Genomic DNA, 21,654 nt, shown 5'->3' with positions numbered 1-21,654 from the left:
TTCGCGAAGATGCATTGCATCAGTTCACTGCCGTACAGGCAGCTTAGAAACGATATCCCGAAACCGTATCTTTTATGTCATAGTTCACTGCCGTACAGGCAGCTTAGAAATTCACGGGAATACGTCACACGCAGCTGAGAAAGTTCACTGCCGTACAGGCAGCTTAGAAACCATAGAACAATCCTCCTTATCATCTTTTTTTGTTCACTGCCGTACAGGCAGCTTAGAAAGACTGGCGACAGGCATTCCATTTTCAAAATGGGTTCACTGCCGTACAGGCAGCTTAGAAAAGTTGACCAATTTTGGATAAAGCAGGGGATAGGTTCACTGCCGTACAGGCAGCTTAGAAAGGTCACTATTTATCTGAACTATGATGATTGGTGTTCACTGCCGTACAGGCAGCTTAGAAATAAGATTCCTCTTGAGGTATTCAGCACAACAAGTTCACTGCCGTACAGGCAGCTTAGAAAAGTGGGAACATCAACAACACCAGCAGGCCAGCGTTCACTGCCGTACAGGCAGCTTAGAAATAACCGCGCAGTAGCAATCCTGGGTAGTGAAGGTTCACTGCCGTACAGGCAGCTTAGAAAAATCGAAAGGGTCAACGTTTAAGGATTGGAACGTTCACTGGCAGCTTAAACATTCACATCAGCAGACCCGCACAGGGTGGCGATTAATCCTGCATCAACCCCCTGAAATGACCACTACGAAAAACTGTGCCCAGCAGCAGTACCGCCGGGCACAGGTTATCAGGCCAGGACCAAATCACCCTGCGGATGGCAGGAGCACGCCAGTACGTAGCCTTCGGCAATCTCTGCGTCCGTTAACGTCATGGTGCTGGTGACGGTGTAGTTACCCTCAACCACTTTCGTTTTACAGCAACCACATACACCAGCGCGACAGGCGGCAACCACGGGCACGTTGTTGCTTTCCAGCGCATCCAGCAGCGTACTCCCCACACGACTAAAGAATGTCTGCGCCGGTTGCAGCTTAGTGAATTTGATGCCGCTGGTGGCGGCTTCAGCAACGGGCGTGAAGAATTGCTCTTTGAAGAAGCGGGTCACACCCAGTGCTGTCACCTCTTTTTCCACAATATCCATGTACGGCGCTGGGCCGCAGGTCATTACCGTTCGGCTGGCAATGTCCGGTACGCTTTGCAGCAGTTCACGGCTCAGACGACCCGGCACAAAACCGTGGGTGGCGTTGTTTTCAGCCACCAGCGTGACGGGATAATTGCGCCATTCGTCGGCAAAAATGACATCGTCGGGTGAACGCACGCTGAAAATCACCTGTACGTCGGCCTGAGGACGGTTTTTTGCCAGCCAGCGGCGCATCGACATCACCGGCGTCACGCCACAACCGGCTGCCAGCAGCAGGAATTTATCTTCAGCCTTGTCATCGCAGGTGAAATCCCCCTGAGCATCAGACAGCCAGATGTAATCTCCGCGTTTTACGTCACGAGTCAGCCACTGGGAACCTGCGCCGTCATCAATCCGACGGACGGTGAGCGTAATGTACTCGCTCACGCCCGGCGTAGACGAGATCGTATAAGCGCGAAGGGTATCGGCAGAGTGGCGAACGCTGACCAGCGCGTACTGACCTGCACGGTACGGATAGTAGTCATGGCACAGCAGCGAGAGCGTCCACACATCCGGCGTCTCCTGATGGATGTGATGAACCTGCATCCGCCACGGACATTGTGAGGTTGGCATCGTCATGAATGGCTCCTTACGCGCTCAGCAGTTGCTGCATATCTTCTTCAACGGTAGTCACAGAACGCAGACCAAATTTCTCGTTCAGGACGGCGAGCAGGTCCGGCGTCAGGAAACCGGGAGCCGTTGGCCCGGTGACAATATTGGTCACGCCCAGAGAGAGCAGGGTCAGCAGGATCACAATCGCTTTTTGCTCGAACCAGGAAAGCACCAGAGACAGCGGCAGGTCGTTCACGCCGCAGCCCAGTTTTTCCGCCAGGGTGACGGCCAGAATAATGGCGGAGTAGGCATCGTTACACTGACCCGCATCTACCAGACGTGGCAGGCCTTCGATATTGCCGAAGTCCAGTTTATTGAAACGGTATTTACCGCAGGCCAGTGTCAGGATCAGGCAATCCTGCGGTACGCTGGTAGCGAAATCGGTGAAGTAGTTACGTTCACCACGTGCGCCATCGCAACCGCCAATCAGGAAGATATGACGCAGTTTTTCGCGGCTCACCAGGTCGATTAAGGAATCTGCAGCACCCAGCAGGGTTTCGCGGCCAAAGCCGACGGTGATCAGGTGTTCAATTTCGCTGTACGGGAAGCCTGCCATCTGCTGGGCCTGGGCGATCACCGGGCCGAAATCATCGCCTTCAAGGTGGCTCACACCCGGCCAGCCGACGATGCTGCGCGTCCAGATCCGATCGTCATATGCACCGACGGTTGGGTCGATGATGCAGTTGGATGTCATCACGATAGGGCCAGGGAAGCGGGCAAACTCTACCTGCTGGTTCTGCCAGCCACTGCCGTAGTTACCGACCAGGTGTTTGAATTTACGCAGCTCCGGATAACCGTGCGCAGGCAGCATTTCACCATGGGTATAGACATTCACGCCCGTCCCTTCGGTTTGTTGCAGCAGATTATAGAGATCTTTGAGGTCATGCCCGGAAATCAGGATGCATTTCCCTTCGGTCGCTTTCACGTTCACCTGTGTTGGCGTTGGGTGACCGTAAGTGAGGGTTTCTCCGGCATCCAGAATGCTCATCACTTTGAAGTTCATCTGGCCAATTTCCATTGAACATTCCAGCAGTGCATTCATATCGGACGGCCATGTGCCCAGCCACGCCATAATGTTGTGGTACTGCGCGTAAATATCATTGTCGTACTGACCTAATACGTGGGCGTGTTCCATATAGGCAGCCGCACCTTTCAGGCCGTACAGACACAGCAGGCGCAGACCCAGAATGTTCTCGCCAATCGCGGCTTTGTCTTTGTTCGGGGTAAATTCGGCGGCCTGACGCTGCAATTCGCCCAGATCGTCGCTTACCAGTTGCAGACCCGCCATGGGGTTATCAACGCAGGCGGTGGCATCGGCACTCAGGCTTTGCGCTTTCAGCGCTTCACGCAGGGCGATGGCTTCGCGGGCATAACCCACAATGCGCGGGGAATCGAAGTTAACGTTAGTCAGTGTGGAGAAAAAAGCGCGGGGGGCGAAATTGTCGACATAGTGGTCGATGATGCCGTATTCACGGGCTTTTGCAGCCCATGCGGAAAGCCCTTGCAGGGCAGCAATCAGCAGATCCTGTAAATCTGATGTCTCTGCGGTTTTACCGCACATACCTTGCGCGTAGGAGCAGCCATTGCCTGCCGGGGTACGGATGGTTTGTTCACATTGCACACAAAACATAATCACACCTGTTAAAGTTATATTTGATATACATGTTTAAGGTTATGCTTGTGCCAGAAAGGTGAAAAGGGCTTTCTGCTACAAAATAGAGGGATATTGATTTAGCGCAATATTGGCGGCAGAGGAACTACCGCCAAAGAAGTATCAGGCAGAGAACAGCGCCATCAGGATGGGAACCAGCAGGCTTAAAATAAAACCATGCACAATGGCGGCGGGAACGAGCTCAAGCCCACCTGAACGCTGCAGGACCGGCAGGGTAAAGTCCATTGATGTCGCGCCGCACAACCCCAGCGCAGTAGAGCGACTGCGGCGTACAAGACCAGGGATCAGCATAATGGCAATCAACTCACGCGCCAGGTCGTTAAAGAAGGCTGAACTGCCAATCACCGGACCGAATGATTCGGTTAACAGAATGCCGGAAAGCGAATACCAGCCAAACCCGGACGCCATCGCCAGCCCGGTTTTTAGCGGCAGGTCGAGGATAAAGGCATTAATCACGCCACCAATAAGTGAACTGGCCACCACAACAACCGCGACAATCATTCCCCGGCGATTCAGGACAATCTGTTTCAGTGTCATACCATTATTGCGTAGCTGAATACCAATCAGGAACAAAAGGAAAATCAGGGTATATTCGCTGGCTTGTGTTGCATGTTTTAAAAATGCCCATCCCGTTAGGCCAAGCAGGAAACCAAGTACGACTACGCCACAGAGTTTTAATGATTCAATGGCCATGGCAATACGCGAAGGGAGTTTTTCTTGCTGGTGGTGATTTTTCCACGGAATCGTCCGTTCCAGCCAGAAAAGCGCGGCAATATTGCACGCTAAAATAACCACAATAGTTACGGCGGAATAATGAAGGATCGACAGCAGGTTGGTGGCGAGATTATCCAGAAACGCCAGGCTTATCCCCATAAAGAAAAGAATGACGTAAACAATCCAGCTGAGAAAGCGATTGATCAGCTTTAATGCTGAAACCTGGTGCAAAGGAATAAGGTAGCCCACGATCAGGGGCAGAAGAATGATGAGGAGTCCTGAAAACATGAACAGCCGGTCCTTTTGAGTATCTGCTTAGCGCCAGAGACACTACCCAATAAAGGCTGCCCAGTAAAGTGACAAAATAAAGCCGGGCAGCGCTAACGCTTACCCGGCTTTATTTGCGTGGGAACGTGGGACCTTAATTCCGCATTCCGACCCTCTCCCATCGGGAGAGGGGAAAGTATGGTTAATCGCGTTTTTCCAGCAGAGTGCGATACAGCACACCACCCAGAATACCGCCGATGATTGGCATCACCCAGAACAGCCACAGCTGTTCAAGTGCCCAACCGCCCTGGAAAATAGCGACTGCGGTGCTACGGGCCGGGTTAACGGAAGTATTGGTTACTGGAATAGAAATCAGGTGAATCAGCGTTAATGCCAGGCCGATAGCAATAGGGGCGAAACCGGCTGGCGCGTGTTTGTCCGTTGCACCGTGAATAACCAGCAGGAAGCCTGCGGTCAGTACAATTTCAATCACGATAGCAGACAGCATAGAGTAGCCGCCTGGTGAGTGTTCACCATAACCGTTAGAGGCAAAGCCGCTGGCCGCTGCGTCAAAGCCTGCTTTGCCACTGGCAATAACATACAGCACCGCGGCTGCAATAATGCCACCGACGACCTGAGCAACAATATAGCCAATCACCTCTTTCGCCGGGAAACGTCCGCCAGCCCAGAGTCCTAATGTCACCGCCGGGTTAAAATGACCGCCGGAAATATGTCCCACGGCAAACGCCATAGTTAAAACGGTTAAGCCAAAAGCCAGCGCGACACCGACAAAACCAATCCCTAATTCCGGAAATGCTGCTGCCAGAACTGCACTACCGCAGCCACCAAACACCAGCCAGAATGTACCGAAACATTCTGCCGCTAATTTTCTGAACATAACCACCTCAATTAAAATGTCCGGGCGCTATCCTGCGCACGGGTTATATCGCCATAAAGGGATGACGACTCAAAGAGCGAGTATTTTAGAAACCAACAACACCCCTTCGCCACTTAAATAAATTCGATTAATTTGATTTAAGGCAATGTGATGTCAATCCTTGTTCGAACGGGAGGTGAATAAAGCATAGTTCAATTCTGAAAACAGAGTTTCTTTCTCTAAACCAATATTTCAAATGAAACCTGACATGAAAATTCGCAATTTATTGCGTTCTGTCGACATAACCTGACTTTCCGGGAGTGTCCTGTCTGCGTACGAGCCGTTATACTGCTGATAACTTGAAGGAAAAAAGTTCTGTTACCCGGAGGGTGTATGCTTCTCGAACGTGTCGATATCGTAGGGTTTCGTGGCATTAATCGGTTATCGCTAATGCTGGAGCAGAACAATGTCCTGATTGGGGAAAACGCCTGGGGTAAGTCCAGCCTGCTGGATGCGCTTACGCTACTGCTTTCCCCCGAAGACGATTTATACCATTTCGTGCATGATGATTTCTGGTTCCCGCCAGGTGATGTCATGGGGCGCGAAAAGCATCTGCATATTATTCTGACATTTCGGGAAGCTGAGCCAGGGCGTCACCGCGTGCGTCGCTTCCGGCCAATGTCGCCCTGCTGGGTGCAATGTGATGACGACTATCACCGCATTTTTTACCGCCTTGAAGGTGAGCTGGATGAAACCGAGGGCGTACTGACCCTGCGTGAATTCCTCGATGCGAAAGGCAACCCGATCCCGCTGGAGAATATCGATGATCAGGCGCGTCATCTGATACGTTTGATGCCGGTCCTGCGTTTGCGCGATGCGCGTTTTATGCGCCGTATTCGCAACGGCACAGTCCCCAATATGCCTGAAGCGGAAGTTACCGCCCGTGAGCTGGATTTTCTGGCGCGAGAACTGGTTTCCCGGCCACAGAATTTAACCGACGGCCAGATCCGCCAGGGGCTGTCTGCCATGGTGCAATTGCTGGAGCATTACTTTTCTGAGCAGGGAATATCGCCTTCCCGAAACCGGCTGATGCGTCGCCGCTCTCATGACGAGCAGCGTAGCTGGCGTTACCTCGATATCATTAACCGGATGATCGACAAACCCGGAGGTCGAACTCATCGGGTTATTTTGCTGGGATTGTTTTCCACACTCTTGCAGGCCAAAGGTACGGTCCGGCTGGACCGGGATGCGCGCCCGTTGCTGTTAGTGGAAGATCCCGAAACGCGTCTGCATCCCATCATGCTCTCCGTTGCCTGGCATTTGCTTAATCTCTTGCCCCTTCAGCGTATTACCACCACCAACTCCGGTGAGCTGTTATCGCTGACGCCGGTGGAATACGTCTGCCGTCTGGTGCGTGAATCATCACGCGTTTCCGCTTACCGCCTTGGTCCAGGCGGATTAAGCGCGGAAGACGGGCGTCGTATTGCGTTTCATATTCGTTTTAATCGCGCGTCATCGCTGTTTGCACGTTGCTGGCTACTGGTCGAAGGGGAAACCGAGACCTGGGTGATTAACGAGCTTGCGCGCCAGTGCGGTCATCATTTCGATGCGGAAGGCATTAAAGTCATCGAGTTTGCGCAATCGGGATTAAAGCCACTGATCAAATTTGCCCGTCGGATGGGGATTGAATGGCACGTGCTGGTGGATGGTGATGAAGCCGGTAAAAAATATGCCTCAACCGTGCGTGGCCTGCTGAACAATGACCGTGATGAAGAGCGGGATCATCTGACGGTATTACCCGCCATGGACATGGAGCATTTCATGTATCGACAGGGCTTTGATGATGTTTTCCATCGCGTCGCAATGGTTCCTGTCGATGTGCCGATGAATATGCGGCGAGTGATCGCTAAAGCCATTCATCGATCGTCAAAACCGGATTTAGCGATAGAAGTTGCAACGGAAGCGGGAAAACGGGGCGTTGAGTCTGTACCAACTCTGCTGCGCAAAATGTTCTCCCGCGTGATGTGGCTGGCACGCGGGAGAGCGGATTAACTGTGAGTGGCCTGTTTGACCTGGTCAATCAGGCTGTCCAGTAACTCATAGCGACGGCGGTATTCCGAGCGTTTCTTGCTGGCAATCTCTTCCATCGGTTTACGCGGCATGGTCAGCGGCATCACGAAGTTACCACTGCTGGATTGCTCTCCGCCAAGGGAGAGCCAGAAGCTGTCATAATCTGCCAGCAACTTACCTTCTTTTTTCTTGCGATAACGCCAGCTGCGATAGATGTGGGTGGCGTTACTCACGGCAACAATCTGTTCTACCGGGAAGGCTGCACCCAGCGTCATGGCCGTTTCAACCAGAAGACGTTTCGGGAATAAACCGTGGCATGCTTTGGTTGCGCCCTGGATGAGTTCATGGGAGACATACGATTTGGCTCCCTGTAATCCACCAATGAAGAGCGTGGACTTGCCCTCAAACTGGCACAACGTAAAGGTCATTTCTGCCAGTACGGTGTTTTGATGGTCGCAGAATGCAATTGTTGCTTCGCCTTCTTTGTCGAGAAACGCATCGGCACACAGACGCACGGTAAATTGCTGTTCGTCTTTGCCTGTCAGCGTTAGCAGTGTCACACCCTGTTTAGACAAATAACCGTTCATCAACACAGGTGGAAGCTTACGGCTCATCGTCTGGTAATGGCAGTTAAGTGATTCCAGAGACTGCTGGCGGTTCATATTAACGGTAAGCCACGGACGGTGAAGACGACACGGCAGACCAGGCTGCACCTGGAGCATTTGCATCAGACGTGGTTGCTTTGCAAGGCTTGTCAGCAGACGAGCGGTGCTAAACGGTGTAGCCAGCGAACGTAACATGAATTTACGACGATAGGATGGGTTTTGCCACGCCAACCCTGGGGTGAGCGCGCCTGATGCCAGGCTCGTAAAGAGCTGCCAGCCAGATTTAGGTTGTGGCTGTTGTGAATAAGGTGTATCGACGATAGAAGACATGATAGATCCCGACTGCTTTTAGGAAGATCTCTATTTCAGCAGGCGAATTATCAACATCTCGTAAACAATTTATGACCATTATAAGAAACAGGGGTTTCGTTGAAGGGCTGTTTAGATAGAATCAACGGTTATGATTGCAAGGACACTTATTTGGAATATTTATGAACCTCAAGGGAAAACGCAGGAAGCTGCTTCTGCTGCTGGCCGTGGTTGTGTTGGCGGGTGGATTTTGGTTATGGCAGGTGTTAAATGCGCCTGTTCCACAATATCAAACACTGATTGTTCGCCCGGGTGAGCTGCAACAAAGTGTACTGGCGACGGGGAAACTGGATGCGTTGCGTAAAGTTGACGTAGGGGCACAGGTGAGCGGCCAGTTAAAAACGCTGTCGGTTGAGATTGGCGATAAGGTAAAAAAAGGCCAGTTACTGGGGGTGATTGATCCTGAACAGGCTGAAAACCAGATCCGTGAAGTGGAAGCAACACTAATGGAGCTGCGTGCCCAGCGCAGCCAGGCGGAAGCAGAGCGTAACCTCGCGAAGGTAACGCTGGCACGTCAGCAGGCGCTTGCCAAAACCCAGGCGATATCGAAGCAGGATCTGGATACCTCCGCGACGCAACTGGCGGTAAAACAGGCGCAGATGGGCACAATTGACGCCCAGATTAAGCGCAATCAGGCCACGCTCGATACGGCAAAAACGAACCTCGACTACACGCGCATCGTGGCGCCAATGGCCGGTGAAGTTACGCAAATCACCACGCTTCAGGGGCAAACGGTGATTGCGGCTCAACAAGCGCCAAATATCCTCACGCTGGCCGATATGGGAACGATGCTGGTAAAAGCGCAGGTGTCGGAAGCCGATGTTATCCATCTTAAACCGGGGCAAAATGCCTGGTTTACAGTGCTTGGCGACCCGCAAACCCGTTACGAAGGTGTGCTCAAAGATATCCTGCCGACACCGGAAAAAGTAAACGACGCTATCTTCTACTATGCCCGTTTCGAGGTTCCTAACCCGCAGGGCGTGTTGCGTCTGGACATGACGGCACAGGTTCATATCCAACTGACGGGAGTAAAAAATGTCCTGACCGTTCCGCTTTCCGCTTTGGGCGAAACGGCGGGAGAGAATCGCTACAAGGTGAAAGTGTTGCGCACTGGCGAAACGCGTGAGCGTGAGGTGACGATAGGGGCACGAAATGACACCGATGTCGTCATTGTCAAAGGGCTGGAAGAGGGCGACGAGGTGGTGATCAGCGAAAGTCTGCCTGGAGCTGCGAAATGACGGCATTGCTTGAGCTGAATGCGATTCGCCGCAGTTACCCGTCGGGAGATGGGCCGGTGGACGTACTTAAGGGCATTTCGCTGCAGGTGGAAGCCGGAGAAATGGTGGCGATCGTGGGCGCCTCGGGTTCCGGTAAATCCACGCTGATGAACATTCTTGGCTGCCTGGACAAACCCACCAGCGGGACGTATCGCGTTGCGGGAACGGATGTATCCACCCTTGATGGCGATGCGCTGGCAAAACTGCGCCGGGAACATTTCGGCTTTATCTTCCAGCGTTATCATCTGCTTTCCCACCTGAGCGCGGCGCAAAACGTTGAGGTTCCGGCGGTGTATGCCGGTATAGAGCGTAAAAAGCGGCTTGAGCGCGCGCAGGCGCTGTTAACGCGCCTTGGGCTGGCGGAGCGTGTGGATTATCAGCCGTCGCAGTTATCGGGGGGGCAGCAGCAGCGTGTCAGCATTGCCCGCGCACTGATGAACGGTGGACAGGTGATCCTGGCTGATGAGCCCACCGGGGCGCTTGATAGCCATTCGGGGGAAGAGGTTATGGCTATCCTTCATCAGTTACGCGATCAGGGGCACACGGTGATTATTGTTACACACGATCCGCTGGTGGCGGCGCAAGCCGAGCGGATCATCGAGATCCGTGATGGCGAACTGGTCAGCAATCCTCCACCCGGACGTGTGCAGACTGGGGTACACAAAGAGGCGTTGCCCGCCACATCGGGCTGGGGGCAGTTTGTCAGCGGTTTCCGGGAGGCGCTGACAATGGCCTGGCTGGCGATGGCAGCCAATAAAATGCGGACGTTGCTCACCATGCTCGGCATCATTATCGGCATTGCTTCTGTGGTGTCGATTGTGGTGGTGGGCGATGCAGCCAAGCAACTTGTGCTGGCAGACATTCGCGCGATTGGGACGAATACCATTGATGTCTATCCCGGTAAAGATTTTGGTGATGATGAGCCTCAGTATCAGCAGGCGCTGAAATACGATGACCTGACCGCGATACAGCGACAACCCTGGGTCAATTCGGCCACGCCGGCGGTGTCGCAAAACCTGCGCCTGCGCTACGGCAATATTGATGTGGCGGCAAGTGCGAACGGCGTAAGCGGTGATTACTTCAACGTCTACGGGATGACCTTCAGCGAGGGGACCACCTTCAATGCTGAACAACTCGCGGGCAGGGCACAGGTGGTAGTTCTTGATATCAACTCGCGCCGACAGCTGTTCCCCAATAAGGCCAGTGTGGTGGGGGAGGTCATTCTGGTGGGCAATATGCCCGCGACGGTGATTGGCGTCGCGGAAGAGAAGCAGTCGATGTTTGGCAGCAGTAAAATCCTGCGCGTATGGCTGCCATATAGCACTATTTCCGGGCGGATTATGGGCCAGTCGTGGCTCAACTCCATCACCGTGCGTGTAAAAGAAGGCTACGACAGTACGCAGGCTGAACAACAGCTTGAACGGCTGTTAACGTTACGCCACGGGAAGAAAGATTTCTTCACCTGGAATATGGACGGCCTCTTGAAAACGGCCGAAAAGACCACACGTACTCTTCAGATGTTCCTGACGCTGGTTGCCGTGATTTCACTGGTTGTCGGTGGGATTGGCGTGATGAATATCATGCTGGTATCGGTGACAGAGCGTACGCGGGAGATTGGCATTCGTATGGCAGTCGGGGCCAGAGCAAGCGATGTACTGCAGCAGTTTTTGATTGAAGCGGTGCTGGTGTGTCTGGTTGGCGGGGCGATGGGGATTGCTCTCTCGATGATGATTGCGTTCGCCTTACAACTGTTTTTGCCCGGCTGGGAAATCGGTTTCTCTCCTGTGGCGATCCTGACGGCTTTTTTATGCTCAACCTTTACCGGCGTGTTATTTGGCTGGTTGCCTGCACGAAACGCAGCCCGTCTTGATCCGGTCGATGCGCTGGCGCGTGAATAAGCCATAAATAAAAATGCCAGCCGATCGGGCTGGCATTTTGAGTGCGGGATGTACACAATGAATCAGAGAGCTATGCAACAACTTCTGCTTCAATGGGCACGATAACACTGGCATGATTGCCTTTCGGTCCCTCGTGAACATCGAACCGGACTGTTTGCCCGGCTTTGAGCGTTCTGTAACCATCCATCTGAATGGTGGAATAGTGAGCGAAGATATCCTCGCCGCCGCCTTCAGGGCAGATGAAACCAAACCCTTTGGCGTTGTTGAACCACTTAACAGTACCCATTTCCATGCTTCGACATCCTTCGTAAATCTTATTAATTAAGATGGAATGAACCGGTGGTGGAGTGGGGGCTGTTCAAAACCTCGCCAACTCACGCTTGTACAATTTAGATAAACGAAACAAGCCGTCAAGCGTTTGGCGCTGGAGTTGGGACCATAATCAACCAAAAATTTGAAGCAGTTAACGCTATTGGCAGGGTTTGTGACAGACATCGCGGATGACAGTAATAGATGATTGTTATCTAACATCTGAGGTAGATTCATAGTGATTATGAAAAATGAGTAAGACGAACGACTGGCTGGATTTTGATCAACTGGCGGAAGACAAAGTGCGTGACGCGCTAAAACCGCCATCTATGTATAAAGTTATGTTAATGAACGATGATTACACGCCGATGGAATTTGTTATTGACGTGCTACAAAAGTTCTTTTCTTATGATGTAGAACGTGCAACGCAACTGATGCTTACCGTTCACTACCGTGGTAAAGCCATTTGCGGGATTTTTACCGCAGAAGTCGCGGAGACGAAAGTGGCGATGGTGAACGACTATGCAAGGGAGAACGAGCATCCGTTGCTGTGTACGCTGGAAAAGGCCTGATAAGGCATAAAATTGGGGGAGGTGCCTATGCTCAATCAAGAACTGGAACTCAGTTTAAACATGGCTTTCGCCAGAGCGCGTGAGCACCGACATGAGTTTATGACCGTCGAGCATTTACTGCTTGCACTGCTTAGCAACCCATCTGCCCGCGAAGCGCTGGAAGCCTGCTCCGTGGATCTGGTGGCGCTACGTCAGGAACTCGAAGCCTTCATCGAACAAACCACACCGGTGCTGCCTGCCAGTGAAGAAGAGCGCGACACTCAGCCGACGCTCAGCTTCCAGCGTGTTTTGCAGCGCGCGGTGTTCCATGTCCAGTCCTCTGGCCGCAGTGAAGTGACTGGCGCAAATGTGCTGGTGGCTATCTTCAGCGAACAGGAATCACAGGCAGCGTATCTGCTGCGCAAACATGAAGTCAGTCGCCTTGATGTGGTGAACTTCATTTCTCACGGAACGCGGAAAGACGAGCCTAACCAGGCATCGGATTCCAGCAACCAGGTTAACAATACCGAAGAGCAAGCAGGCGGGGAGGATCGTATGGAAAACTTCACCACCAACCTTAACCAGCTTGCTCGCGTTGGCGGTATCGACCCGCTGATTGGCCGCGACAAAGAGCTGGAGCGTGCCATCCAGGTGCTGTGCCGTCGCCGTAAAAACAACCCGCTGCTGGTAGGGGAATCTGGCGTGGGTAAAACCGCGATTGCGGAAGGCCTTGCCTGGCGTATTGTGCAGGGTGACGTACCGGAAGTGATTGCCGATTGCACCATCTATTCTCTGGATATTGGTTCTCTGCTGGCAGGAACCAAATACCGTGGTGATTTTGAAAAACGCTTCAAGGCGCTGTTAAAGCAACTGGAGCAGGACACCAACAGCATTCTGTTTATCGATGAAATTCATACCATCATCGGTGCGGGTGCTGCCTCTGGTGGGCAGGTGGATGCTGCTAACCTGATCAAACCGCTGCTTTCCAGTGGCAAGATCCGCGTGATGGGTTCCACGACCTACCAGGAGTTCAGCAACATTTTCGAAAAAGACCGTGCTCTGGCGCGTCGCTTCCAGAAAATCGATGTCACTGAGCCGTCTGTTGAGGAAACAGTGCAGATCATCAACGGCCTGAAACCGAAGTACGAAGCGCACCACGATGTCCGCTACACGGCGAAAGCGGTGCGAGCGGCGGTGGAACTGGCGGTGAAATACATTAACGACCGTCATCTGCCGGATAAAGCAATTGACGTCATTGACGAAGCGGGGGCGCGTGCGCGCCTGATGCCTGCCAGTAAGCGTAAGAAAACGGTTAACGTGGCGGACATTGAATCCGTGGTAGCGCGCATTGCACGTATCCCTGAGAAGAGTGTCTCTCAGAGTGACCGTGACACGCTGCGTACCCTCGGCAATCGTCTGAAAATGCTGGTCTTTGGTCAGGATAAAGCCATCGAGGCTTTAACCGAAGCGATCAAAATGGCCCGTGCCGGGCTGGGACATGACCACAAACCTGTCGGTTCCTTCCTGTTTGCCGGTCCTACTGGCGTCGGGAAAACCGAGGTGACGGTTCAACTGTCCAAAGCGCTGGGTATTGAACTGCTACGCTTTGATATGTCCGAATATATGGAGCGCCACACCGTCAGCCGTTTGATTGGTGCGCCTCCGGGATATGTAGGGTTCGACCAGGGCGGCCTGCTCACCGACGCGGTGATCAAGCATCCGCACGCGGTTCTGCTGCTTGATGAAATCGAGAAGGCACACCCGGACGTATTCAACATTCTCTTGCAGGTGATGGATAACGGGACGCTGACCGATAACAACGGGCGCAAAGCGGACTTCCGCAACGTGGTGCTGGTTATGACCACCAACGCCGGTGTACGTGAAACCGAACGTAAATCCATCGGGCTTATCCACCAGGATAACAGCACTGATGCGATGGAAGAGATCAAGAAGATCTTTACGCCGGAGTTCCGTAACCGTCTCGACAACATTATCTGGTTCGATCACCTGTCTACCGACGTGATCCATCAGGTGGTGGATAAATTCATCGTCGAGTTGCAGGTTCAACTGGATCAGAAAGGCGTGTCGCTGGAAGTAAGCCAGGAGGCCCGCAACTGGCTGGCTGAGAAAGGCTATGACCGTGCGATGGGCGCGCGTCCGATGGCGCGTGTGATCCAGGATAACCTGAAGAAACCACTGGCAAACGAGTTGTTGTTTGGCTCGCTGGTGGATGGCGGACAGGTGACGGTTGCACTGGATCAGGCGAAGAATGAGCTGACGTATGATTTCCAGAGTGCACAGAAGCATAAGCCGGAAGCGGCGCACTGATTTCGAATATTAGTCTTAAAAAACCGGGCAATTGCCCGGTTTTTTTATGCCTGCTTTTCTCCCTCTCCCCATGGGAGAGGGCATCAGGCCGCACTGAAATTTTGCGAGGCGCTTTCCAGTTTATTGCGGTAATGATTGCTGGATAAATTTACAGTAATAAAATGGCGGCGCACCTGCAAAATCAGGTGTCAGGATTGGCGTCCTGATTACACGAGAGAAATGATGTTGATTCGTCGACTATCATAAGGTTCGTTCACACTTTTGAAAGCTAGCGATATAATCCGCAGACTCAATTATGGTGGGCTGAGCCGGGGCTTCTTTGAAGCGCCGATTTTCTCGTGTGAGTCGGTACGCCAAACCGGTTCAGTCTGCCGCCTGACTTGGCGTTCGGGTGGAGATCTTACAATTCACACGGAGTCATAATTAAATGGAACATACGAGTATTCCTCAGATCTACAGCGAACTCTCACTTACCCCCGACCTCCCAACGCTCGCCGAGCGCTGTAAACTGCTTACTGAAATCCTGCTTGATTGTCATTCACTCCCGCAAACTCAACCTGTTTGCCGCTGTCTTGGTGCGTACCTTGAAGAAGTCAAAACAGGGCTTGCGGAGTCGATGAGTGATTTTCAGGTCGTGGAGTTTGAAGAAGCCGAGGAAGCACCACGGAGAAAAGAGTGGCTGCTGGAAGATACTGAAACCAAATGCGATTACTGCCGGGCATTAAACCATGTGCTACTTATCTCGCATTTTGACCGCGATATGCTGCCGCATTTGACCGGGTTGCTTCATGATTTAACGCATTCAATGGCCGCGGATCTTATTGCTTCTCGCTGTGGAAATATGTCGATTCACCTCAATTGTTAACGTGCCGCCCAGTACGCCGGGAGAATATTCCTGGCGTATCTCGTCGAACCCTTTTTTCGACCCTTTATGTAACTCATTGATTTATTAAAAGGCGAAGGGACGTCCAGAAAAAAGGGTTTATTGGATATAAAGGAATTTTATCTTTATCAGACAACAGGATAGGTGTAGATTGCTCCAGTTCACTGCCGTACAGGCAGCTTAGAAAACAAAAGAGAAACCAAATGATGAAACCCAATCGTTCACTGCCGTACAGGCAGCTTAGAAACGCTGGAGCAATTAACGTTATCGGTCGCCTGATGTTCACTGCCGTACAGGCAGCTTAGAAATAACCTGGGAATTAAGTCAACGGCAGCTGGGCGTTCACTGCCGTACAGGCAGCTTAGAAATTTGCGAAGTTCCTGAGCCAGCCACTCAAGCGGTTCACTGCCGTACAGGCAGCTTAGAAACTGTCAGACAGTAACGGCGTATTCGGAAAAATGTTCACTGCCGTACAGGCAGCTTAGAAAGAACGGCATCACGACATAACCGGCGCGCATGAGTTCACTGCCGTACAGGCAGCTTAGAAAACTACTGCGCTGACTGAATAATTCTTGATTGCGTTCACTGCCGTACAGGCAGCTTAGAAAGCTACCAGCGCGAAAGCATCCTACGGGCAAGCGTTCACTGCCGTACAGGCAGCTTAGAAATTGAAAGGAACTCAGAATGACCGTTATTTACGGTTCACTGCCGTACAGGCAGCTTAGAAAAAGTGGCCGCGTTATCAAACTCTGTGAAATGGGTTCACTGCCGTACAGGCAGCTTAGAAAACAAAAAAACCGCAAACAAATTACAGCAGAAGGTTCACTGCCGTACGCGCGGCGATAGAAAAACGGCTGGACAGTGCTTTTACCCGGCACGATCCGGCGCAAATCTGGCAGCTTCCGGAGGTCAAACAGGCACTGAGCTCATCGCATCAGCACCATATTTTCGTTGTTCTGGGAACCTCCGTTCTGGAAGTCGGCAGGGATTTTGATGCCGACTGGGGGATCATCGAACCCAGTTCAATGCGCTCACTCATCCAGTTTGCAGGACGCATTCAGCGTCATCGCCAGCAAGTTCCTGCTGAAGAAAATCTGGTGATTCTGAACCGGAATATCCGCGCCCTTCAGGGCGAGAAAGTGGCCTATACACAGCCGGGTTTTGAGACGGAGCAGCATTCACTTCATCACCACGATCTGCGTGAACTGTTTACCGAAGCGGCTTACCGCACGCTGAATGCTATTCCACGTATTGTTGAGAATGCCCCTGGTAATGCGCTTGCATCGCTGGAACATACTCGCCTGCGTGCGGCGTTGCTGGAGGGCGGCGACAAGTCAGATGCCATTGCAGCACAGTGGTGGCGGTTGCCACTGACGTGGAACGGAGAGTTACAACGACGCACGCCATTTCGTCAGTCCTCACCGCAGGCCTCTTTTTTCCTGAGTATGACGGAAGACGACGATAAGCCTGATTTCTGTCTTTTGCAGGATGACGGTGGTCTGAAACCTGCTGGCCAGTTCTGTCTTCAGACTCTGCACATGGCCGACGGCGTACAGTCGTGGCTGGATATCGATTACAGCGAGGTATTAGTGACGCTGGCAGAAGCAAAGCAAATGGAACTTGCCGCTGTGTCGAAGCGTTATGGCGAAATGACGCTGAGGGTCAACAAAAAGGAGGTAACCGAGCAATGGCTATATCACCCGGTTTTGGGTGTGTTTCGCGCCCTCTAAAAGAGGGCGCGAGCTGCTTGTTCAGCAGTAGATATAAATAACAGGGACGTTATATATTTCTAAGCTATCTGCTCGATAGTTAGATTTTAATTATAAATTAAGTGATTTTTTTGAAGAAGACTATGTTGAAAAATAAATACGTAATACTGGCGTTAAAATCTAAGAACAGGGACATGATATAGGAGGTGGATCTTATGGGTGAAATAGGGTAATTTCTCTTTTTTTTCAAGGAGGAACTATTTGTGTGCCTAATGGTTTTAAGGGTTGCATTGATTCAATTTATTGTTCTTGTGGTTTTTTATTCACGTTATTTATTTTAAGCATTGTGATTATATCTAATTAATTATAAATACTCTAAGTATTAAGAGGCGTATTATGCAAGGGGAACTAAAAAATTTTATCTGTGAATATATCACTTCACGACGGCAAACAAAGCTGGAGGCATTTGATAAAGATGCGGTAAAACGTCGTGACGAAGATAGCGTCGTTCTTGCGGCAGAACGCCGTGAACTTGAGCTGCGATATGAACCAAAGGCCTGGCTGACGGATGCGGCAAAACGAGCGGGGCAAATTAGCCTTGTGACTCATGCAGCAAAATTCACACATGGAGACTCAAAAAGCAGCAGTATTTTTTGTCAGGCAGTCGCCAGGGAAGGGTATCTCAGTAGTGCAGTATTACCTTATCTGGAGCCAGATGCAGTGGGTAATGCCGCCGTACTTGATGTGGCAAAGCTACTACAGGCGCGTGCTGAAAATGGTGATTCCCTGCTGGCTTGTCTGAAACGGGGGGATCACCGTCCTCTGGCTGCTTTTACCGACGACATCGAACAACTGAAGGCGTGGGTTTCCGGTTTTTCCCGGGCATTAACGCCAGGAGAACCAACGTCACACACGCTGGCAAAGCAGGGGTATTTCCCCGTCAAGGGAGAGTACCATTTGTTAAGCCCTCTATTTGCGACTTCCCTTGCCCATGCTTTGCACCAGAAGATGGTTGCGTTGCGCTTTGGCGATGACGTAAAAGCCATCTGGAAAGCGCGCCGCGAGAAGACCTGGCATCCCCGGCCATTGGTGTTATTTCCTGATGCTGCTGAAATGCATTTTGGTGGCACAAAGCCGCAGAATATCTCCTATCTCAACAGTGTTCGTGGCGGACGCGTCTGGTTGCTTTCCTGCCAGCCACCACAATGGAAAAGGTCTGATAAACCCCCGACGAATCTGCGCACCCTGTTTACCTTTGGCGGTCAGTTTGACCGTCGGGTCAGTGGCACAATCCAGTCGCTTGTGTCATTGCTGACAAGAACCGGTGATTACACCAACTTTCGTATTCGGGCGGCACGTGATGCATGCATTGATGCACTAATCGACCAGTTATTTACCATTGCTTCAGCATATCAAAGTGAAGCATGGCAATGCTGGACCCTCAAATGTGCAGATCTAAAACCCCATCATAAGCTCTGGCTGGATCCGTGGCGAACGAAAACCGATGAGGCCTTCCGTCTGGAGCGAGAGAAAGATGACTGGCAGGCCGATGTGGCTGAGGATTTTGCCCTGTGGCTGAACGCGCGTCTGCGTAAGGCTTTGCCTGACGTGGGCGCCGTTGAAAAACATGAATGGGAAACCCGTGAGCGCTTGAGTACGAATCTGCGCGAGATGGAGAAAATTATCAGGGAGGGGCTGAAATGAGTTCGCTTATCCTTCTTCGTCGCCTGAAAGTGGAAAACGCGAATGCGATTGCAGGCATGACCTACGGTTTTCCTGCCATCACCCACTTTTTGGGGTTTGCACACGCACTCTCACGTCACTTAACGAAAAGCCAGGGACTACGGATTGATGGCTGTGCTGTTGTCAGCCATGAGCAGCAGGTTCATGCACATACGTCTGGTCGTGATTATCAGTTTTCCCTTACCCGAAATCCTCTGACGCGAGAGGCAAAAACGGCCTCTTTTAATGAAGAGGGGCGCATGCATATGACGGTTTCACTATTACTGGAATGCCACGGTGAAATTCCGAATGGTGAGTACGGGCTGCGGGATCTTGCGGATTATCTGGCCCAGATTTGCCCGACGCTCCGGCTGGCGGGTGGGATTATCGTCTCTGTTTCCGATATTTCAGTGATGGCAATGCCCACGACAGATCGTGATATGTCCCGCCTGAAGTGGCAACTCATGCCCGGTTTTGCTTTGCGCGACCGCAGTCGCTGGTTGACAGAGCATCATCAGAGACTGCTTGAGAGTAATCCTGATGCCACACTGCTTGATGCATGGCTTGATTTTGCTGCACTGAAAATCCAGGCCGAGATACCTGAGCAGGGCGATATTCAGGAAGGCGATCCTACGACATGGCGACACGTTCCCAAACCTCAGCCGGGGTATCTGGTTCCGCTGATGACAGGTTATCAACGAATATCGGAATGCTATGCGCCGGGTGTTGTGGCCAACGCGCGTGATGCGTGTACGCCGTTTGCTTTTACCGAGGCGGTATATGGTGTGGGTGAATGGTGCGGACTGCATCGAATTGCCTCGCTGAACGATATTTTCTGGCGCTATCACACCACTGAAAGCGGCTATTACTGCCAGGGGGCGGACGCACCTCTGGTATCAGAACATCAAAATCAAAAGGACTGACACATGGCAAAGGCTCCAACGGCCGTTAAAACGGCTTCTGTACTGGCATTTGAACGTAAACTGGCCACTTCCGACGCGGTGATGTACTCAGGAAACTGGGAGGGAAAAGTGTGGCAGCCGGTTCGTCTTCAGGAAAAAGCCGTACGGGGAACAATCTCCAACCGACTGAAAAATGCGCTGGTTAACGATCCCGCAAAACTGGATGCGGAAATCCAGAAAGCAAACCTGCAGCGTGTGGATGTCGCCGCATTACCCGCAGATGCTGATACGTTGCAGGTGAAATTTACCCTGCGCGTGTTGGGCAACCTTTCCACACCGTCTGTGTGCAATGACCGGGCTTATCAGGATGAACTGCAGCAGGTTATTGAGGGTTATATCAGTGAACACGGTTTTTCAGAACTGGCACGTCGCTATGCAACCAATCTGGCAAACGGGCGTTTTTTATGGCGTAACCGTGTCGGCGCAGAATGCATCACTGTCAGGGTTGCGGGAAGCAAGACGTGGGTGTTTGATGCGCACAGTTACGGATTACGTGATTTTGCCAGCAGCGATACGGATCTCAATGAACTGGCTAGGGAAATTGAAAAAGGGCTCAGTGGGGACGGGTTTGTTCTGTTGAGTGTGGAGGCTCAGGTGCTTTTAGGGGCAGGGCAGGAGATTTTCCCTTCTCAGGAGCTGGTGCTGGACAGCAACAGTAGTAAGAGTCGTCTGCTGTACCAGGTGGATAATGTTGCAGGAATGCACTCTCAGAAAATAGGTAATGCACTCCGTACCATTGATACCTGGCATCCCAAGGTTGATGAACTGGGCGCAATAGCCGTTGAGCCATATGGATCTGTTACCAGCCGCGGTGTGGCTTGTCGTCAGCCGAAAGAGAAAATGGATTTTTATACCCTCCTTGATAACTGGGTTACAAAAGGGCAGAAACCGGACGCTGAGCAACAACATTACGTTATGGCAGTTCTGATTCGCGGTGGTGTGTTTGGTGAGAAAGGTGACTAAGGAGCGGTAATGGATCACTATCTGGAGATTCGTCTGCTCCCCGATCCGGAGTTCAGTGAAGAGGTGCTGATGGCGGCGTTGTTTGCCAAACTGCACCGCGCACTGGTTCAGAGAGGAAAGGGCGATATAGGCGTGAGTTTCCCCTTACATGACTTAAAACCTGGCGCGATCTTGCGTTTACATGGTTATCTGCACGCATTACATGAGCTTGAGTCAATGGTGTGGCGAAAAGGGCTAAGCGATTACTGCCAGTGTACTGAGATTTTGTCAGTGCCATCCATGACGGTCTGGCGTTGTGTCAGCCGTGTGCAGGTAAAAAGTAGCCCGCAGCGGCTACTGCGTCGCTCGGTGAGGAAAGGGTGGTTAACTGAAGAAGAGGCGAAAGAACGCGCGTTGACAACGGAAGCCGGGTATACCGATTTGCCCTGGATTAATATGCGAAGCCTTTCTACAGGACAATCATTCAGGTTATTTATTCGCCATGGTGATTGCCTGGCTGAACCTGTTTCAGGTGTGTTTTCGTCTTATGGGTTAAGTGCAGGCGCGACTATTCCGTGGTTTTGAGAAACAACAACTTCACGTGTTTTCAGGGAAAAGAGCGTGTGAAGAACTTATAAATAAAAAAGGCCGGGAATTATCCCGGCCTTTTATTGTGCACAGAAAACCCCCAGCTAGGCTGGGGGTTCCGGAAAGCTTTCAGCTTTAAGCCAGTTATTAAAACCCCTTT

Annotated in this window: 17 protein-coding genes, 1 pseudogene and 2 CRISPR repeat arrays (1 of these 20 only partly in view); of the genes and pseudogenes, 12 read left to right on the top strand and 6 right to left on the bottom strand. The window is 51.8% G+C overall.

Annotated features, from left to right (window positions below; translation table 11 throughout):
• A CRISPR array of direct repeats spans nt 1-642; the repeat unit is 28 nt; unit sequence GTTCACTGCCGTACAGGCAGCTTAGAAA (it extends 339 nt beyond the left edge of the window).
• Between the two features lie 107 nt (nt 643-749).
• From hcr to aqpZ, 4 genes are all read right to left on the bottom strand, one after another.
• Nucleotides 750-1,718: an NADH oxidoreductase gene (gene hcr, locus GF617_RS20815; protein ID WP_203452360.1), complete on the bottom strand. Its 969-nt coding sequence runs from the start codon at nt 1,716-1,718 to the stop codon at nt 750-752.
• Nucleotides 1,719-1,728: 10 nt separating this feature from the next.
• A complete protein-coding gene (gene hcp, locus GF617_RS20810; protein ID WP_181622866.1) occupies nt 1,729-3,381 on the bottom strand; it encodes a hydroxylamine reductase in 1,653 nt (550 codons plus the stop codon).
• 144 nt (nt 3,382-3,525) lie between these two features.
• Entirely contained in the window at nt 3,526-4,425 is a 900-nt protein-coding gene (locus tag GF617_RS20805; RefSeq protein WP_181622867.1) for a lysine exporter LysO family protein, read from the bottom strand.
• A 181-nt stretch (nt 4,426-4,606) separates the two neighbouring features.
• Nucleotides 4,607-5,302 carry an aquaporin Z gene (gene aqpZ, locus GF617_RS20800; protein ID WP_181622868.1) on the bottom strand — a complete coding sequence of 232 codons (696 nt, stop codon included), beginning with the start codon at nt 5,300-5,302 and terminating at the stop codon, nt 4,607-4,609.
• 372 nt (nt 5,303-5,674) lie between these two features.
• Here aqpZ and GF617_RS20795 point away from each other — a divergent pair, with 372 nt between their 5' ends.
• Complete coding sequence (locus GF617_RS20795) at nt 5,675-7,333, top strand: ATP-dependent endonuclease (protein WP_181622869.1); 1,659 nt, start codon at nt 5,675-5,677, stop codon at nt 7,331-7,333.
• Here the strand turns inward: GF617_RS20795 and GF617_RS20790 are convergent.
• Nucleotides 7,330-8,286 carry a VirK/YbjX family protein gene (locus tag GF617_RS20790; protein WP_181622870.1) on the bottom strand — a complete coding sequence of 319 codons (957 nt, stop codon included), beginning with the start codon at nt 8,284-8,286 and terminating at the stop codon, nt 7,330-7,332. The genes GF617_RS20795 and GF617_RS20790 overlap by 4 nt on opposite strands.
• Before the next feature lie 161 nt (nt 8,287-8,447).
• Here GF617_RS20790 and macA point away from each other — a divergent pair, with 161 nt between their 5' ends.
• The gene (gene macA / locus GF617_RS20785) at nt 8,448-9,563 is read left to right on the top strand and encodes a macrolide transporter subunit MacA (protein ID WP_181622871.1); all 1,116 of its coding nucleotides are present in this window, start codon (nt 8,448-8,450) and stop codon (nt 9,561-9,563) included.
• The gene (gene macB / locus GF617_RS20780; protein ID WP_203452359.1) at nt 9,560-11,500 is read left to right on the top strand and encodes a macrolide ABC transporter ATP-binding protein/permease MacB; all 1,941 of its coding nucleotides are present in this window, start codon (nt 9,560-9,562) and stop codon (nt 11,498-11,500) included. Before macA ends, macB begins: the two co-directional genes overlap by 4 nt.
• 70 nt (nt 11,501-11,570) lie before the next feature.
• On the opposite strand, the gene cspD is transcribed toward macB, so the two are convergent.
• Nucleotides 11,571-11,792 carry a cold shock-like protein CspD gene (gene cspD / locus GF617_RS20775; protein WP_181622873.1) on the bottom strand — a complete coding sequence of 74 codons (222 nt, stop codon included), beginning with the start codon at nt 11,790-11,792 and terminating at the stop codon, nt 11,571-11,573.
• Nucleotides 11,793-12,060: 268 nt separating this feature from the next.
• On the opposite strand from cspD, the gene clpS reads away from it, so the two are divergent.
• From clpS to cas6f, 9 genes and pseudogenes are all read left to right on the top strand, one after another.
• Nucleotides 12,061-12,381, top strand: coding sequence for an ATP-dependent Clp protease adapter ClpS (clpS, locus tag GF617_RS20770; RefSeq protein WP_181622874.1), 321 nt, complete (start codon nt 12,061-12,063; stop codon nt 12,379-12,381).
• A gap of 27 nt (nt 12,382-12,408) precedes the next feature.
• Entirely contained in the window at nt 12,409-14,688 is a 2,280-nt protein-coding gene (gene clpA, locus GF617_RS20765) for an ATP-dependent Clp protease ATP-binding subunit ClpA (RefSeq protein ID WP_203452358.1), read from the top strand.
• A gap of 427 nt (nt 14,689-15,115) precedes the next feature.
• Complete coding sequence (locus tag GF617_RS20760; RefSeq protein WP_181622876.1) at nt 15,116-15,553, top strand: hypothetical protein; 438 nt, start codon at nt 15,116-15,118, stop codon at nt 15,551-15,553.
• 177 nt (nt 15,554-15,730) lie between these two features.
• A CRISPR array of direct repeats spans nt 15,731-16,419; the repeat unit is 28 nt; unit sequence GTTCACTGCCGTACAGGCAGCTTAGAAA.
• A 6-nt stretch (nt 16,420-16,425) separates the two neighbouring features.
• A pseudogene (locus tag GF617_RS27565) lies at nt 16,426-16,584 on the top strand (hypothetical protein); the annotation flags it as partial.
• Between the two features lie 12 nt (nt 16,585-16,596).
• Nucleotides 16,597-17,301 carry a hypothetical protein gene (locus GF617_RS20755; RefSeq protein WP_203452357.1) on the top strand — a complete coding sequence of 235 codons (705 nt, stop codon included), beginning with the start codon at nt 16,597-16,599 and terminating at the stop codon, nt 17,299-17,301.
• A 372-nt stretch (nt 17,302-17,673) separates the two neighbouring features.
• A complete protein-coding gene (gene csy1 / locus GF617_RS20750) occupies nt 17,674-18,984 on the top strand; it encodes a type I-F CRISPR-associated protein Csy1 (protein WP_375290842.1) in 1,311 nt (436 codons plus the stop codon).
• Nucleotides 18,981-19,925, top strand: a complete 945-nt coding sequence (csy2, locus tag GF617_RS20745; RefSeq protein WP_203452355.1) for a type I-F CRISPR-associated protein Csy2 — start codon at nt 18,981-18,983, stop codon at nt 19,923-19,925. The genes csy1 and csy2 overlap by 4 nt, the downstream gene beginning before the upstream one ends.
• Before the next feature lie 3 nt (nt 19,926-19,928).
• Entirely contained in the window at nt 19,929-20,927 is a 999-nt protein-coding gene (gene csy3 / locus GF617_RS20740; protein WP_181622881.1) for a type I-F CRISPR-associated protein Csy3, read from the top strand.
• Nucleotides 20,928-20,936: 9 nt separating this feature from the next.
• Nucleotides 20,937-21,491, top strand: coding sequence for a type I-F CRISPR-associated endoribonuclease Cas6/Csy4 (cas6f, locus tag GF617_RS20735; RefSeq protein WP_181622882.1), 555 nt, complete (start codon nt 20,937-20,939; stop codon nt 21,489-21,491).
• The last annotated feature ends 163 nt before the right edge of the window (nt 21,492-21,654 follow it).

The organism is Lelliottia sp. RWM.1, assembly GCF_016859735.1.
Lineage (GTDB): Bacteria > Pseudomonadota > Gammaproteobacteria > Enterobacterales > Enterobacteriaceae > Enterobacter.
This window is presented reverse-complemented; position numbering and strand designations above follow the sequence as displayed.

Excerpts from the sequence above, each read along its gene's own strand:
- GF617_RS20760 (WP_181622876.1), top strand. The coding sequence starts at position 15,116 with ATGGAACATACGAGTATTCCTCAGATCTACAGCGAACTCTCACTTACC.
- csy3 (WP_181622881.1), top strand. The coding sequence starts at position 19,929 with ATGGCAAAGGCTCCAACGGCCGTTAAAACGGCTTCTGTACTGGCATTT.
- macA (WP_181622871.1), top strand. The coding sequence starts at position 8,448 with ATGAACCTCAAGGGAAAACGCAGGAAGCTGCTTCTGCTGCTGGCCGTG.
- macB (WP_203452359.1), top strand. The coding sequence starts at position 9,560 with ATGACGGCATTGCTTGAGCTGAATGCGATTCGCCGCAGTTACCCGTCG.
- GF617_RS20790 (WP_181622870.1), bottom strand. The coding sequence starts at position 8,286 with ATGTCTTCTATCGTCGATACACCTTATTCACAACAGCCACAACCTAAA.
- clpA (WP_203452358.1), top strand. The coding sequence starts at position 12,409 with ATGCTCAATCAAGAACTGGAACTCAGTTTAAACATGGCTTTCGCCAGA.
- aqpZ (WP_181622868.1), bottom strand. The coding sequence starts at position 5,302 with ATGTTCAGAAAATTAGCGGCAGAATGTTTCGGTACATTCTGGCTGGTG.
- GF617_RS20795 (WP_181622869.1), top strand. The coding sequence starts at position 5,675 with ATGCTTCTCGAACGTGTCGATATCGTAGGGTTTCGTGGCATTAATCGG.
- cspD (WP_181622873.1), bottom strand. The coding sequence starts at position 11,792 with ATGGAAATGGGTACTGTTAAGTGGTTCAACAACGCCAAAGGGTTTGGT.
- csy2 (WP_203452355.1), top strand. The coding sequence starts at position 18,981 with ATGAGTTCGCTTATCCTTCTTCGTCGCCTGAAAGTGGAAAACGCGAAT.
- cas6f (WP_181622882.1), top strand. The coding sequence starts at position 20,937 with ATGGATCACTATCTGGAGATTCGTCTGCTCCCCGATCCGGAGTTCAGT.
- hcr (WP_203452360.1), bottom strand. The coding sequence starts at position 1,718 with ATGACGATGCCAACCTCACAATGTCCGTGGCGGATGCAGGTTCATCAC.
- GF617_RS20755 (WP_203452357.1), top strand. The coding sequence starts at position 16,597 with ATGCGCTCACTCATCCAGTTTGCAGGACGCATTCAGCGTCATCGCCAG.
- GF617_RS20805 (WP_181622867.1), bottom strand. The coding sequence starts at position 4,425 with ATGTTTTCAGGACTCCTCATCATTCTTCTGCCCCTGATCGTGGGCTAC.
- clpS (WP_181622874.1), top strand. The coding sequence starts at position 12,061 with ATGAGTAAGACGAACGACTGGCTGGATTTTGATCAACTGGCGGAAGAC.
- hcp (WP_181622866.1), bottom strand. The coding sequence starts at position 3,381 with ATGTTTTGTGTGCAATGTGAACAAACCATCCGTACCCCGGCAGGCAAT.